Source organism: Candidatus Clavichlamydia salmonicola, assembly GCF_015356765.1.
GTDB classification, from domain to species: domain Bacteria; phylum Chlamydiota; class Chlamydiia; order Chlamydiales; family Chlamydiaceae; genus Clavichlamydia; species Clavichlamydia salmonicola.
Genome location: NZ_WTCQ01000003.1, coordinates 91843 through 106174, shown reverse-complemented (window position 1 = coordinate 106174; position 14332 = coordinate 91843). Strand labels below are relative to the sequence as shown.

At 30.5% G+C, this 14332-nt stretch carries 12 protein-coding genes; 2 read left to right on the top strand and 10 right to left on the bottom strand.

The window, feature by feature from the left end:
• Window positions 1–31: 31 nt before the first annotated feature.
• Both CLAVI_RS03605 and CLAVI_RS03600 read right to left on the bottom strand, forming a co-directional pair.
• Window positions 32–1276, bottom strand: a complete 1245-nt coding sequence (locus tag CLAVI_RS03605) for a hypothetical protein (RefSeq protein ID WP_194844232.1) — start codon at window positions 1274–1276, stop codon at window positions 32–34.
• Between the two features lie 105 nt (window positions 1277–1381).
• Window positions 1382–3037 carry a coiled-coil domain-containing protein gene (locus CLAVI_RS03600; RefSeq protein ID WP_194844231.1) on the bottom strand — a complete coding sequence of 552 codons (1656 nt, stop codon included), beginning with the start codon at window positions 3035–3037 and terminating at the stop codon, window positions 1382–1384.
• A 528-nt stretch (window positions 3038–3565) separates the two neighbouring features.
• On the opposite strand from CLAVI_RS03600, the gene CLAVI_RS03595 reads away from it, so the two are divergent.
• Entirely contained in the window at window positions 3566–4924 is a 1359-nt protein-coding gene (locus CLAVI_RS03595; protein ID WP_194844230.1) for a coiled-coil domain-containing protein, read from the top strand.
• On the opposite strand, the gene CLAVI_RS03590 is transcribed toward CLAVI_RS03595, so the two are convergent.
• The 3 genes from CLAVI_RS03590 to CLAVI_RS03580 all read right to left on the bottom strand — a co-directional run bounded on the left by CLAVI_RS03590 (window position 4905) and on the right by CLAVI_RS03580 (window position 6859).
• Window positions 4905–5606, bottom strand: coding sequence for a hypothetical protein (locus CLAVI_RS03590; RefSeq protein WP_194844229.1), 702 nt, complete (start codon window positions 5604–5606; stop codon window positions 4905–4907). The genes CLAVI_RS03595 and CLAVI_RS03590 overlap by 20 nt on opposite strands.
• A 250-nt stretch (window positions 5607–5856) precedes the next feature.
• On the bottom strand, window positions 5857–6186 hold the full coding sequence (locus CLAVI_RS03585) for a hypothetical protein (protein ID WP_194844228.1): 330 nt from the start codon (window positions 6184–6186) through the stop codon (window positions 5857–5859).
• 268 nt (window positions 6187–6454) lie between these two features.
• Window positions 6455–6859 carry a hypothetical protein gene (locus tag CLAVI_RS03580; protein ID WP_194844227.1) on the bottom strand — a complete coding sequence of 135 codons (405 nt, stop codon included), beginning with the start codon at window positions 6857–6859 and terminating at the stop codon, window positions 6455–6457.
• Between the two features lie 244 nt (window positions 6860–7103).
• Between CLAVI_RS03580 and CLAVI_RS03575 the strand changes: the two genes are divergently transcribed.
• On the top strand, window positions 7104–8114 hold the full coding sequence (locus tag CLAVI_RS03575; RefSeq protein WP_194844226.1) for an esterase/lipase family protein: 1011 nt from the start codon (window positions 7104–7106) through the stop codon (window positions 8112–8114).
• Here the strand turns inward: CLAVI_RS03575 and CLAVI_RS03570 are convergent.
• The 5 genes from CLAVI_RS03570 to CLAVI_RS03550 form a co-directional block, all read right to left on the bottom strand.
• Window positions 8050–9993, bottom strand: coding sequence for a site-2 protease family protein (locus tag CLAVI_RS03570; RefSeq protein ID WP_194844225.1), 1944 nt, complete (start codon window positions 9991–9993; stop codon window positions 8050–8052). The two genes, CLAVI_RS03575 and CLAVI_RS03570, sit on opposite strands and share 65 nt — an antisense overlap.
• Window positions 9994–10231: 238 nt before the next feature.
• Window positions 10232–11230 carry a metal ABC transporter permease gene (locus tag CLAVI_RS03565; RefSeq protein ID WP_228547641.1) on the bottom strand — a complete coding sequence of 333 codons (999 nt, stop codon included), beginning with the start codon at window positions 11228–11230 and terminating at the stop codon, window positions 10232–10234.
• Window positions 11230–12591, bottom strand: coding sequence for a metal ABC transporter permease (locus tag CLAVI_RS03560; RefSeq protein ID WP_194844223.1), 1362 nt, complete (start codon window positions 12589–12591; stop codon window positions 11230–11232). The genes CLAVI_RS03565 and CLAVI_RS03560 overlap by 1 nt, the downstream gene beginning before the upstream one ends.
• Window positions 12572–13348 carry a metal ABC transporter ATP-binding protein gene (locus tag CLAVI_RS03555; protein ID WP_194844222.1) on the bottom strand — a complete coding sequence of 259 codons (777 nt, stop codon included), beginning with the start codon at window positions 13346–13348 and terminating at the stop codon, window positions 12572–12574. The genes CLAVI_RS03560 and CLAVI_RS03555 overlap by 20 nt, the downstream gene beginning before the upstream one ends.
• Window positions 13341–14306, bottom strand: a complete 966-nt coding sequence (locus tag CLAVI_RS03550) for a metal ABC transporter solute-binding protein, Zn/Mn family (RefSeq protein WP_194844221.1) — start codon at window positions 14304–14306, stop codon at window positions 13341–13343. The genes CLAVI_RS03555 and CLAVI_RS03550 overlap by 8 nt, the downstream gene beginning before the upstream one ends.
• Window positions 14307–14332: the final 26 nt, after the last annotated feature.

Below are 14332 nucleotides of genomic sequence, written 5' to 3'. Positions count from 1 at the left end.
CACTCTTTTCTTATCTCAGTAAGAAGACATACTAATTGTGAAGAAACTCTTCCTCTAAATTTGATATTTTAGTTTTGCATTGCAAAATTTTTGTATTCAATAATTGTACAGAAAGTTTACAGCAATTATATATGCTTTGAGCTACCTGTATTTTTTTTTCTTGAGACACTTCTGCTGGATTTTTCAAAATCATTAATGCTGATCTATAACTGCTCATTTTACTGTGAGATAATTCTATGGCTTTTTCATATAGATCATTTTTTCTCTGCAATGTATTTTTTTTTAATGAAAGCTCGTTCTCTAATTTTTCTTTTATTTGCATTAACCTACGCTCTTCATTAGTCCATGCTGGGATCAATTCCTTATGTACTAATTCTAAATGTTGTAATTGATGAGATACGATCTCTATACTATTATTTTCTAAAATATTTTTAGCGACATTTAATTTTTTAACAATAACATGCAATTCTTCTTCCATAAATTGTATCTTAAGTATTAGAGGGCAATTTTGAAACTGCATATATGCATGTTGAGATCTTTCTAATTCTTTTTTAGCTTTTTCTAAATTAGCTTCTATAATACCTATTTCAATTAACTGCAGTTGATCATTTTTTTCTTCTCTTCTCTTTTCTTGCTCTCGTAACAATCGCAATAAAGCTTGATCTTTCTCTAAAGAAATCTCTTTCAATATTTCTTCGTATTTTTGTAAATCAAAACGCAAGCTGTCGATTTCTATTTGAGTTTTTTGATTATGTTCAGAGATTGCTTGAGGATCTTTTAAATCTAATAATCTTTGAAAAAAAAATTGCTTTTGTTTAACACAACCCTCTAGCTCTTGCTGCAATTCTTCTTCTCTTTGCAAAATTTCATTTTTTTCTTGTTTTAATTTTTTAATCTCATTCTTATTTACAGATTCAAGAATTTCTAGATTGTCTATTTTTTCTTTTATCCATGTATTTAATATAGGTATCAGTTGATCAACTGCTGCTTTTTTTGCTTTTTCTTCAGCAAAAACACATTTTCTAAAGAAAACACACGTTGCTAATGCAAATAAAAGAAAGGCTGCCCCAATCGTAAGCGACCCCATAACCACATGTGGAATAGAAAAAGAAAAGCTTATTAATAATCCAATCGCTGTTGCTATTAGCAAAATACTCATGGCTATAAATGTAATGGCAACAATATTTCTTGCAGAGTATCTTACTGATGGTTTTGGTTTATTAATATCCAGCATCATATTATGAATATCACTTATTTCTACAATGCTAGAAGACATCATTAACCTTTAAAAAAAACCTTGCATAAATTTTTTTAGGCGCAATGTTTTTTTGAATAAGATTTTTCATTCTTGTACTCTTAAACATAAATATAATTTTTATAATTATTTTATTGTTTGCTTATCTTCCAATCCTTTCATTTCAAAAAATATATGCTGTAATCCTTTTTTTTGCTGTTTTAACTGCTTTTCAAATAAATCTAACGATTGGTCGACTTCCTTCATGATATTTACACTTTCTTGTGAAAATATATTGTTTAAAATAGATACTAATTTTTGCGTATTATAAAAATTTGTGGTCGCTATATCTAACTGATAAGCACTTTTTTTTCTTGTTTCTTCTGCTTTTTTTAATGCTGGTTGTTTTTTTATCGTAACAAGTTGCTCTTCTTTTACTTGCGCTAATTCTTGCAATGCTGTTTTTAGATTAATATGAGATTGTTCTAGCTTTCCTAGATACTCATCCTCTTTTTTGGATTCATCATGTTTAGGCAATTGTACAAAAACATCTACATGTAACGTTTGATTCTGTCTTTTGATATTATCTATGCAATTTTGATACCTGCTTACCTCCTGCTGATAATTTCCTAACTTTGTTATTAGTCCGCTGATATCTTGAATAAACTCTTTGCTTCCTTCCACAGGCATATTTTTCTCAGAAGATTTAAGCTGATTTTGAATAACAGCAATAGCACTATTTAATTGATTGATTTTATCATTAATAATTTGTAATGGAACAGATTTAGCATTTTCATAATTATATCTAGCTACAGCAACTTCTGTTTGACATTTGGTTACTTGTTGCTCAGCATCAAAAACGCTTCCTTGTAAAAATTGATTTTTTAATCTTGTAAAAATTTTATGATAATTTTCGTTAGCAACTTTGTTTTCTTGAACAGCATTTCTAAAAGCAACTCCTACTTGATCTACATGAGCATTAATCCCATCTTCTATTTGAATTTTAAAAGATTGATTTTGTTGTTTTTCTTGATCTCTAATAATATTTTTAAAGTTAGCAACCTGCTGAATTAATGTTTCTTGATCCTCTGTAATAGGATTAAATAAATTAGATATTTGTTTTAATACCTGTTGAGTAGAATTCAATGATGCTTCTAATTTTTTCTTTTCATCACAAATTACCTTATAATCAATCTTCAAAAGTTTTTTGGCTTTTTTTGCCCTTATAGATAGATGTTGGCCATCTTTGTTAACTTGAGTATGCTTGTCTTTCTTCAGAGGCATTTTATTTTTATTCAACATAGATATATGCTTTTCTAAAATGTCTTTTTTAAGGATTAAATTTTTCTTACTTCTTTCTGAGATTAATAATTTTTTACTTAATTGCTCTACTTCTTCTTTAATTACTGATTGTACATTTTCTTTTTCTTCTATTAATGCTTGAGCTTCTTTCTTTTCTTTTTCAATCACCTGCAATTGGTTCAATAAAGCTGGTATGGCATCATTTTTTTCTTGATCATTTGTATTTTTTTTATGCAAGTATTGTTTCACTAAGGTTACTATCCCCATAATAGTTAAAAAAAGGCCTGCTGTAATTGCTACCACTGACGTTATTACATGTGTAGTAGAAAAATTCAAAACTAACAAAAGAGTCGTAGATGCAATAATAAATACAATACCAACAATAACCATCGTAATTGCCATCCCAGTATCATATTTACGCGTGATCACAGGCTCTTTAATAAACACTGAAGGTTGAGAGGAGCTATGTAACGAGCTTATTTGATTATTTATCATGGTCATAAAAACCTATATTAATAATATATAATAACATTAAATGTTCTTCACATAATCATAAGAAATTATGTATTTTAAAATAGCTATTTAAATATTTAAAAAAAATTTATGTGCCATAAAATATTTATCGATACATTTAAATCTATATGATTTAAATCAAATTTTTACTAAAAAAAACAGATCTACATCCATGTATTTATAGCTTAAAATGCTATTTTCAACATGCTTTAGCTATTACAGCGGGACTACTTCTTATAACACTAAATGTAATTGCGTATTATAAAAGAAAAGTTGCAAATTCTTCTTTCATAATAAAATAATATATATCTATATTTTCTATTTAATTTAGCTAACCTTCTATATTACAAAATAATTTTATAATAAAAATAAGATGTTGATAATTTATCTTTCCAACAAGCCAATATGTTTCAAATTAAAATTTTTTCTTTTATATCAAGATTTTTATAACGTAACATGTTATCCTCAACCCTTTTTTAGCATATTAATCATATATATGAAAAATTGGAGGTTCTTATGGCTAGCATAACTCGTAGTAGGGTTTTTTCTAATAACTCTGTAGCTACTAGATCAAAAAGTTCAATAAAACAATGTTATACAAAATATCCAAAACTTCAAGCTATCATAACTATTGTTTTAAGCGTTTTATTAGTCATTGCTGTCTCAGTATCATTCTCTGCTCCCTTAACAACTATACATATTGTGTGTGGTTCGGTAACTGTTGCTGCTGGGTTACTGTTCTTAGCCTTAGGTGTAAGTAAGTGCTATAAAAAAACTTCTACTCTAGCCCAAAAAGAAGCGGCAATTATATCAGAACAACATATAGATGCTCAAAAAGCACAAGAACTAAAAGAATCTCATAATGAACAAGTTGAAGAATTAAAGTCAGTAATCACAAAATTAGAAGCACAGATTCAAGAACAAGAAATTTCTACAGAAGATATGCAAGCACTAAAGCAAAAAATCTTACAATTACAAACTCAGAATGAAGAACAAATTCTAGAACAAGAAATTTCTACAGAAGATGTGCAAGCACTAAAGCAAAAAATCTTACAATTACAAACACAGAATGAAGAACAAATTCTAGAACAAGAAGCTGCTGCAGAATACACTCACGATCTGAAGCAAAAAATCTTACAATTACAAGCAGAAAATCAAGAACAAATAGAAGAACAAATTCAAGAACAAGAATCTTCTGCAAAACATGCTCACAATCTGCAACAAAAAATCTTACAACTACAAACGCAAACTGAAGAACAAATTCAAGAACAAATTCAAGAACAAGAATCTTCTGCAAAACACGCTCATGAGTTTCAGCAAAAAATCTTACAATTACAATCACAGCTTCAAGAACAAAAATCTCTTGAAGAAGAATATAAACGTCAAATTACTGACCTAATAGCTAGTCAATTAAATAATCAAAAAGAACTTCAAAGACTTTGTGAAAAAGTCCAGACACTTACCTTAGACATAGAAAAAAGTCACAAGCTTGACGTCAATACTCATAATCTTTCAATAGAAATAGTCAAGAAAACCTATGATGAAAAATGTGCAGAATTAGAAATCAATTTGAATATTTTAGAAAAAGAAAATCAAAATCTTAAAAAAAGATTACAAACTCTAAATTTTGATCTAGATGTATTACAGACAGAAAAATCCTTGCTGCACAAAAAACTAACCACAGCTGAAGACAGTATTGTTTTACTCAAACTACCTGCTGAAAAAGGCATTATAGAAATACATGATAAATTTATAAATCTACAAATACACAATCTCAGGTTAGAAAAAGATTTTGCAGCTCTTACCTCTTCTTTTAAAGAACTCCAAAGTAAAAATAAATTATTAGTAAGTCCAACTACAAAAGAGGTTTCTTGAGGTGATTAATCAATATTTCTAGCCCTTTTTGATATTCTTTATCTTTTTGAGCCTCTTCCTGTAATGTCTGTATTGTTACTTCTTGTGTAGCTAGAGTTTTATGAAGATGACTAACTTGACCTTCAAGATGAGATGCAGGTTTATTGAAATCTGTTAATCTAGCATCAATAATGTTAGGCTTAAATTTTGTTTTATTAAAAGGAGGCGTAATTTTTTTGAATTTTTTTACCAAACCTTTCCACAAAGATTTTGATTTCTTTGCTCCATATGGCATATAATTGATTGATCCTCGATTTGCTAAATCATGATATGCCTCGCTGAATGTATCTAGAGAAGCTTTTAAGTGTTGATTATTGACCTGCTCTTGGATTAATAATCTTTCCAAAAATTGATTTTTTTCTACTAGATTTTCTTGAAGAAATAAACATTTTTTCAATACTATTGCCAATCCTATAGATCCTAAAACTACTCCACTCAAAATCATCAACGTACTACAACTTATTGCTAATGGCGTCGATACTGATGCTAAAAGCAATATACTGCACACCAATAAAAGTATTCCTAATACCATAGTTGCAATACTTATAATTAACTGAAGTGCTTTTGATGATATAAATTTTTTATCTTGATATATGCTTACCCCATTATTAGGTAAGGTAGATCCAACAGTAGCTATACTCATGAAACCTCTGTAATTATTTTTTTTTATTTTTTTATTTTTTTATTTGTTTTAATAATGAAAAATAAAAAAACAAACAAAAAAGATAATAACAAAAGAAATTATTATGAAGAAGTTAAAATTGAGTATATCACCTTATTAAAAAATAAAAGAATCATGATTAATAATATTTTTTATTTAATTTAGTAATACTATGTTTTTGATAATGATCATAAAATAATGGTGTTAATTCACTTGCAAATGCTAAGTATCATTATGTTAGATTAGATTGATTTTGAGCAGCTAGTGTTAGCTTAATACTTGCTTCTTTAATAACCTGAGCCCTGATCATACTACATGCCCCTAAAGCAATCAGAATGACCCCTCCTAGTACAGCTCCAAATGAACCAAAGGTAACACCTATACTACCATTCAAAAAAATCAATGTTAATAAAGCTGATAATAATAGAGCAATTCCCAGCACCATAAGCACTACATGTATAAGCTTTCTATGTTTCTCTTTAGTAGCCTCTGCATTAGAATCATAAGAGGTACTAAGCTGAGGATGTAAATAAGCAACAGAACATGTAGAAGAACTAAGCATAAACATCCTTATAGATTTTGATTAATCTTAATTAAAAAAAGATTGTGAAAAAAATTGTAAAACAAAAATAAGATAAAGAAAAGCAATTTAATAATAACTATTTGTCATAGTTACCCCCTCCACAATTCCTAAACCTTTTAGATATAAAGAATAAAATAAAATCACTGATCTTCTTTTGTAACTGAAATATTTTATTGCTATATGAAAAAGAGCCTCCTAATAGCATCTAAGGAAGATTATTTTTTCATCTTTCTTAGTCAGAACAATATTAGGTAGCTTCTAAATCAGCCACAGATTTTTCAGATTTTTTGCCCGATGTTTCTATATGACGAGCATGAGTATGTTTATGGCAACATGTATTAATCATAATTTGTATTATCTTAAAAGGTAGAAGACATATTGCGATTAGTCCTTCAAAAGATAAAGATATAATGACACTTATCGATAAACCTATACTTCCAAACGTCATGCAAATACCTCCAAAAACCATCAATATAGCTGCAAGAAATAGCTCCAGTATATTCTCTATTAAATTAGAAATTTGCCGACAGCATCCAACTTCACTGAAACTATTGACTTTAGAATTATTTTTTTCATTAGCAATAGATGTATCTACAGAAATGGGTATATCCTCTCCCCTTCCTAACTCTTGTGATTGAATAGAAGTTGTCATTAATCATTTCTCTGATGATTTAAAAAAAATACTATATTCTTATTTAGAAATTAATTAAAAGAAAAAATATCCTTTAAAAGAATTATTTACTTAAACATGTATTATAATTTAACTAATTTATTGATCTTTAATATATTACATTCATTATAACCTTAACTCATTAAGGTAAAATTAAAATTATTATTATTTATTTTAAAAAATTATGTTTTTTATTCTATAATTATTTATATTGCAGGGTATAAAAATGAAAAACATATTATTTTATTTGCTTTTAGTAATAACCTTCTCTTTTCCTATTTATGCAGAAAAGATAGATGAACTAACAGCTACGAGTAACCAAGAATCTGTAGTATGCCTACATTCATTCTTAGGCTCACACAAGTCATTAAAGCCCATGGGACATGCTTTGGCCAAGGAAGGCTTTGATGTTTATCTATGGGATTATGAAAGTCGAAAATTTACCATTGAAGAACATGGTGCGCATCTTACTAAATTACTCAATGAACTAGCAAAACGTCATCCTAATCAACCTATTCATTTTGTATCACACTCTGCAGGAGGACTTGTAATTCGAGCAGCTTTATCAAGAGATGACTGCCCTAAAGAAGCTAAATATGGTAAAGCTATGTTGCTAGCCCCACCTAACTTAGGGTCTCGCTTAGCTCGAAGATATAAAGATGAAATTTTTGTAAAAATGATCTTTGGTACTAAAATGGGATATCAACTAATGACTTACTCTGAGCAAGAAATGCAAAATATTGGCTGCTTTCCTGTAACTAAAGATGTATTTGTTATAACAGGTAGTAAAGAAAGTCATTTTATCCCATTTAAAATGTCATTCCCTAATGATGGAAAGATATGCATAGATGAAACTTGCTTATCAACTTTCCATAAACGACACCTAATTTATGCTAGCCATGCTCATATAGTAGCTCGTAGAGAGACTATTGATATCACTACTGCTTTTTTTAAAGGCCCTTCTTTTGAAAGAGTTCGTGAAGCAATTTCTCGTGCTCATATTTATAAATGTTCTCCTGATAGTGATGGACGAGCAACAATTATGTGCCCTCCCAAAAAAGCTCGATCTAAAGAAGATCTTCATCAATCATTAACAGTCGTTTCTTGCCTAGCCTCTTCACCAATGATCGTGCACTTACCACCCCAGAAAACCTCTGTATCTAAAGATATGTCTAAAACAAACGTAAAACATCCTGGAGAGTCAAAAATAGAAAAGCAACAATTAGAAGAAGAGTAAAGAAACCTATAACTTTTTGAAAAAAGCGCTTACTAGGAGATTTTCCTGTAAGCAGCTCTATTACGAACAAAAGAATATATCCTCCATCCAAAACTGGTAATGGTAAAAGATTAAGGATTCCTAAATTTACACTAATAAGGCCCAGCCAAAAAAAAGCTTCCTTTAACCCTAACATCCAACCATGATAAAGGACCTTTACCACACCTACTGGTCCAGATAACCATGCTGGGTTTAATGAACCTGAAAATAGAGCCTTAAATGTACTCACAGTTTCATGAGTTGCATCATTAAATAAAGTGAATGGGGTAGGATTATAAGTAACTTTTTCATCTTGTAAATGAACACCTACTAGTACTCTCTGTTTATTTTCTTCCAGTCGCTTTAACAAAAATGCTCTTTTAGATTTGTTTCGCATAGCTTCAATGCGCTCTTTTTGCTTATCTAGTTCCAGAGAAATTTTTTGACGTGTCTCTGGAGACAAAAGAAATTGATCTACACGTTTTGGATAAAAAGAATTTAAAAATCGTAATGATGAATTTGGTAAAGGCGTACCCTTTATTAAAGAATCCAAAATGCCTTGTTGAGAAAAACTCATGGATTGAAGAAAAGCTTGTTCTTCTTGTTTAGGCGTTAATCTTTCTTGAATGTTTTTTGAATTATGTTTGGCGACAACTGCTGTTACTTTATGCTTTTGCAATAAAGCTAACACCTCCGCCCCTGAACGCACCTCATTTCCATCTACAGCAATAATTCTGTCCCCCTGCTGTAAGGGCATTAATAAATCTGCCTCTACATAAACACCACTTCCTTGCATGAGACTATCTTCTTCAAAAAGAAAGTGCTCTAATCTTTTTTCGACAACCCCTTCTATATTAATCACATAGGGAATAACATGTAAATCAGCCCAACGACCTTTTAAACACGCTTCATATTGACGATCAATCAGCTCACTTTTCAAAGAACTTGGGAGCATTAATTCTCCAGCAACAATACGAGGCTGTCTAGATAAAAAGATACGATCTCCTCTTTGGATGGTCAATAATGCCTCTGCTTCATTAACTATTCGACTCATTTGTTCTGTAGAAAATAATAATTCTCCATCCATCCAAATCAATCTATCTCCATAATTAAGACCACTATCTTGCAAAGGAGATCCTTCAGGCAATGGATTTAACTGTCCATTGGCAAATTTATCATAAGTAAGATAACGTGCTCCACCTAGAAATGCTTTAAAATTTGTAGGAGAATTATTTTTACTTTTTGAAAAGGATAATGCTAATGGCATCAGCTTTTGCGTGCCATAATCAATACGTAATCCATTCAATTTTAAATTATTCTTTCCTATTAAGGAAGCTGCCATAACCTCTCTAATACTACTGTAAGGAACATCATTACAATGAGTAATAATATCTCCTGATCTTAACCCTGCTTCATATGCTTCTGAGTCAGGAGCAACCCAGCCCACAACACGAGTCACTTCACTAAAAAATTTAGTCCGTCCTCCCATTCCCCAAATAGCACTAAAAAAAATAAAGGCGAGGATTAAATTAGCTACAGGGCCTGCTAATAAAACAAGAATTCGTTTCCACGCTGCAAATTGAAAAAACCCTAATGGACCCTCTTGATTATTGATAGAATTTTTTTCAGATAAATCACTCCAATCCATACCAAAAATTTTTACGTATCCCCCAAAAGGAATAATAGAAATCCGCCACTCCACCCCTTTGATTTTCTTACGAAAAAGAACTGGACCAAAACCAATGCTAAAAATTTCTACTGTCATTCCAACTTTACGAGCAACCCAATAGTGCCCTAATTCATGCACTAAAATCAGAACACCCAGGCCAAATGCGGCTGGAATGAGATACAATAATGTCATGGTTTATTTCCTTTATAGAGACAATGCTTCATCTTATTTTTTAGTCTATCTAACGTATATCAATGATAGTATTTATCTGAATTGAATCATGCGCAGATAAAAATGACTTCCATGTAAATTTCATAGACCAATAATGCAATACCATTATAACAATATCTTAGGTATTCAATATATCTTGACCTACTAAAAATACCTCTTTTCTTCATAAGCCTTTCATGGTATTCCCAGAAACAGAATTCTATAATGACTTGGAAGAATTGTCAATTCCTGAGTATTTTTGCCTATTAAACCTAAAAATGCATGATAGAATTGACTTTTTATAAGAAAATAGTAGTGCTAGCATATAGGTTAAAGATAAAAGAAGAACACAAATACCTCCTGTAGAAAATCCAAAGCCTAATACCCCAAACAACCAACGCGATATAGCTATAGCAACTAAAGAAACTACCACCCCTATTGTAATTGATGCCAAAACAAGCCCTATTACTGATTTAACAAAAATGCGCGCAATCATTCCTGGCATGATAAAAAATCCTAATGCCATAACTATTCCAACTGATTTAAAGGTACCTACAAGAGTTAAAGCAGTCTGAAAAATTAAAATTGCATCAACCATTATTATCGGTAAACCCCTTACCTTAGCGCTAACAACATCAAAAATAGTCATCCAAAAAAGTCTAAAAAAACTTATACAAAAAATCAAATTCACAAAACATATAATAGCAGAAATATTGATATCTGCTAGTATCAAGGCGTCTACATTTCCAGTAATAAACTCAGTACCTAAATGACTACCCCCAGAAAAACCACTTAAGATAATCAACCCAAGAGCAAACATAACTGTAAAAGTAAGGCCTATAGCAGCTTCTTCATAGACCATCAGTTTTCTAGTAAAAAAATGTATAGAAGCACCTGTCAATAAAGAGGTGATTATAGCAGCAAGGGTTAACTGAAAAATGGATAAATGAATTACCTGCCCTGAAAATAAAAAAACTGTTACTAATCCTAAAAGAACTGTATGTGATAAGGCATCTGTAAACATGGTCATTTTCTTTAGCAAAAGAAATGACCCTACCAAAGCTCCAGAAATAGATGTTAGAGTTAGTACTATCAATTGAATTTCATCTGAAACAATTTGATCCATATTAAAAGAAAATAATAATGGAAGTCGAAAAAATAAAACTTTAAAGAAAGAAAAAAAACTAACTCCACCATAAGGGTCTAAACTAAGTAACATCACAATAATTGACCTGGGGGTATAATTTTATTATGAGGATCTACATAAGGATTATTAAGCATTTTTGTTAGCTCTTCTTCCATTTCATCTGTTAAAACATGTTCTATTTCTTCAGCATTTTTATGCACTTCACTTCTATCCCAACTTAAAGATTTAGATAAATATAACTCCCATAATCGATGTAAACGTATGATATGCTTTACCTTTTTTAAACCTTTACTATCTAATCCATATAATCCTTGCTTATTAGATTTTAAAAGTTTTTTAAAACATAAATAAGATAACCATAGCTTCCATTTCCAAAAATACATAGAATTAGTAAGGAAAAATAATTCTTTTTTTAATTTTTTTACGTCAAATAATGATTGACCAGATTCATCTAATTTCCAAATTATCTTTAAAAAATTTTCTTCCTTTGATCTAATTTTAAACCCTATCTTGCGTAAATAACGAATAAACAATCCTTTTTTAGGAGAAAATAATAACGATACTGTTGCTATTAACCCTAATAATAAGACTACAGATGGGCCTGGAGGTAATATTGCTCCTTTAAAAATCGTACAAGTATATGGCAACGTGAAAGAAAGATAGTTCCCTATAAACGCTGCTACCCCTCCAATTACCCCTGATAATATGAAAAAAAGATGAAACCGAACTGTAAACTGCCTTGCTGCTAATGGCGATGCCACAAAAACAGCAGACATTAATAAAACGCCCATACTTTTGATGCCCATATTAGAAATTAGTGCTATCAAAACAAACATAGCACTTTTCATAAAAATAGTCGGTAATCCTATCAAACAAGCTTGTTGCGCATCAAAACAAAAAATTAATAATTCTTTATAAAATCCTACTAAAAAGGAAATAACTAACATCAATAAAACAAAGGATATAATTACATCATGAATAGTTAATGTTAAAGATTGGCCATATAAATAGGACTTAACTGAACCATATAAGCTTGGGCATGAAGCTTGCGCATATCCAGACAACAAAATACCACATCCAAAAAAAGTTGTTAGTATAAATCCATGCGCTGCATCTGAAGATATTTTTATTTTTTTTTCTAGCCATTCAATGAGAAAAACAGCACATATAGAAAAAATTAACCCCCCTATAAACACACTTAGAGAAAGCCCATGCTTAGAAACATCTGTTTTTGTTAATAACATTCCAAACAATATACCTGGATATGAGGCATGTGTTAACACTTCTCCCATTAATGAACGCCTAGTAACAAACAATAAACTTCCAATTAGTCCAGCAGCTGTACATAAAATTGTAGCACCTAAAATAGCTGGTAATAAAAAAAACCCCAATGTAGTAAAAGAAGCTTCCATTTCAATAATTACCTTGCGCATTACATCTCATGATATTCATAGCTTCATCAAAAAGAGCTATCTCTTTTCCATAAGCTAATCGAATATACGATGCTTGTAATACTTCAGTCACTGGACCAGAACCTATTAACCGACGATTAAGTAAAACAACCCAATCAAAAAGCTCTCTTACTCCTTGAAGGTCATGATATACAACGATAATAGTTTTTCCTTGATCTCTTAATTCTTTTAATATTTCTGAAATTTTTAAAGATGATGATGCATCAATCCCAGCATATGGCTCATCCATTAAATAACAGTCAGCCTCATGCATTAGTGCCCGAGCCAAAAAAGCTCTTTGCTGCTGGCCTCCAGACAACTCTCCTATTTGAGTATTAGCTAGATCACTCAAATTTACTTTAGCTAAATACTCATGTGCTAAAGCTTTTTCTTTTCGTCCATATGGACGAAATAAACCACATCGTTTACACGCACCAGATAAAACAAGATCAAAAACAGTCAAAGGAAAAGACCAATCTACTTCTTGTCTTTGTGGAATATAAGATATTCTATGCCGTACTTGCTTGAATTTTTTTCCAAAAAAAAGAGCCTGTCCTGATATAGACTTAATCAAACCACAACTAGCTTTTAATAAAGTACTTTTACCTGCTCCATTAGGCCCAATAACAGCAACTAACTTTCCTTCAGGAATTTCAAAAGACAAATCCCATAAAACTGAATTTTTATCATAATTAACTGATAAGTTCTGAATTCTCAGCGCTATCTGTTTTTTATTCATCCTGTGTTAACTCTTTTACAATCACATCTATATTATGTCGCATCATTTGGATATAATCACCCTTACCACCCATACTATCAGCTAATAATGGTTGCGCTGCTATGCGCACTTTTATTTTATTTTTAAAAAAAGTTGTTATTTTACTCAATACTTCATCATTTAAGTTACTTTCAGTAAAAACAACTTCTACATTAAATTTTTCTATATAGTCTATCACTTTTAAAACATTATGAATACCCACTTGAGCTTCTGGCGATAACCCTTCTGGTGACATATAACGATCTTGCCAATCATTAATTTCACTTATTGAAAAATAACGCTTAACAAAGTAACGAAAAGCATCATGCCCAGTAACTAAATATTTACGAGCATCTGGAATAATAGCTAATGCTGCTACAATATCTTGATGTAAGGTAATTAATTTTTCATGATATTGCTTTCCTGCAGCTATGTAATCATAACTATTTTTAGGATCCTTTTTACATAATTCCATCACTATAGGTTCTATAGTATGAGACCATATATATGGATCTAACCACATATGGCAATCAGGACTACCTTCTACAAAAAGTAAAAATTCAGGATGATTTTCAACCACTCGATCACAAACTGGAATAGCTTTTTCAGAGACCATTAAATTTTTTCTTAAACTAAGACCATGCTCTAAACCTAATCCATTATAAAAAATTAAATCAGCTCCAGATATTTTTTCTGCATCTCCTTTTACAAGTTCATATGAATGTGGATCTAAAGGATCTTTAATCAATACTTTACATTGAACATGCTCTCGACCAATTTCTTTGATCACACTCTCAATCATAGCTGTTGTTGCGAGTACTTTTATTTTATTTTCTTCATTCACCCAAATAGAATCATTATTAAAATTTTTACGAATACAACCTGATCCACATAAAGAACTAAATAGTAAAATAAAAAGAATAAGTGCTCGTTTTTTCATATTTACCATGTGTTTATATACTTAAA

Bases quoted from the DNA above. Each gene is read 5' to 3' on its own strand.
- CLAVI_RS03565 (WP_228547641.1), bottom strand. From the start codon at position 11,230: ATGTTACTTAGTTTAGACCCTTATGGTGGAGTTAGTTTTTTTTCTTTC.
- CLAVI_RS03590 (WP_194844229.1), bottom strand. From the start codon at position 5,606: ATGAGTATAGCTACTGTTGGATCTACCTTACCTAATAATGGGGTAAGC.
- CLAVI_RS03555 (WP_194844222.1), bottom strand. From the start codon at position 13,348: ATGAATAAAAAACAGATAGCGCTGAGAATTCAGAACTTATCAGTTAAT.
- CLAVI_RS03595 (WP_194844230.1), top strand. From the start codon at position 3,566: ATGGCTAGCATAACTCGTAGTAGGGTTTTTTCTAATAACTCTGTAGCT.
- CLAVI_RS03585 (WP_194844228.1), bottom strand. From the start codon at position 6,186: ATGCTTAGTTCTTCTACATGTTCTGTTGCTTATTTACATCCTCAGCTT.
- CLAVI_RS03560 (WP_194844223.1), bottom strand. From the start codon at position 12,591: ATGCGCAAGGTAATTATTGAAATGGAAGCTTCTTTTACTACATTGGGG.
- CLAVI_RS03570 (WP_194844225.1), bottom strand. From the start codon at position 9,993: ATGACATTATTGTATCTCATTCCAGCCGCATTTGGCCTGGGTGTTCTG.
- CLAVI_RS03575 (WP_194844226.1), top strand. From the start codon at position 7,104: ATGAAAAACATATTATTTTATTTGCTTTTAGTAATAACCTTCTCTTTT.
- CLAVI_RS03580 (WP_194844227.1), bottom strand. From the start codon at position 6,859: ATGACAACTTCTATTCAATCACAAGAGTTAGGAAGGGGAGAGGATATA.
- CLAVI_RS03550 (WP_194844221.1), bottom strand. From the start codon at position 14,306: ATGAAAAAACGAGCACTTATTCTTTTTATTTTACTATTTAGTTCTTTA.
- CLAVI_RS03600 (WP_194844231.1), bottom strand. From the start codon at position 3,037: ATGACCATGATAAATAATCAAATAAGCTCGTTACATAGCTCCTCTCAA.
- CLAVI_RS03605 (WP_194844232.1), bottom strand. From the start codon at position 1,276: ATGTCTTCTAGCATTGTAGAAATAAGTGATATTCATAATATGATGCTG.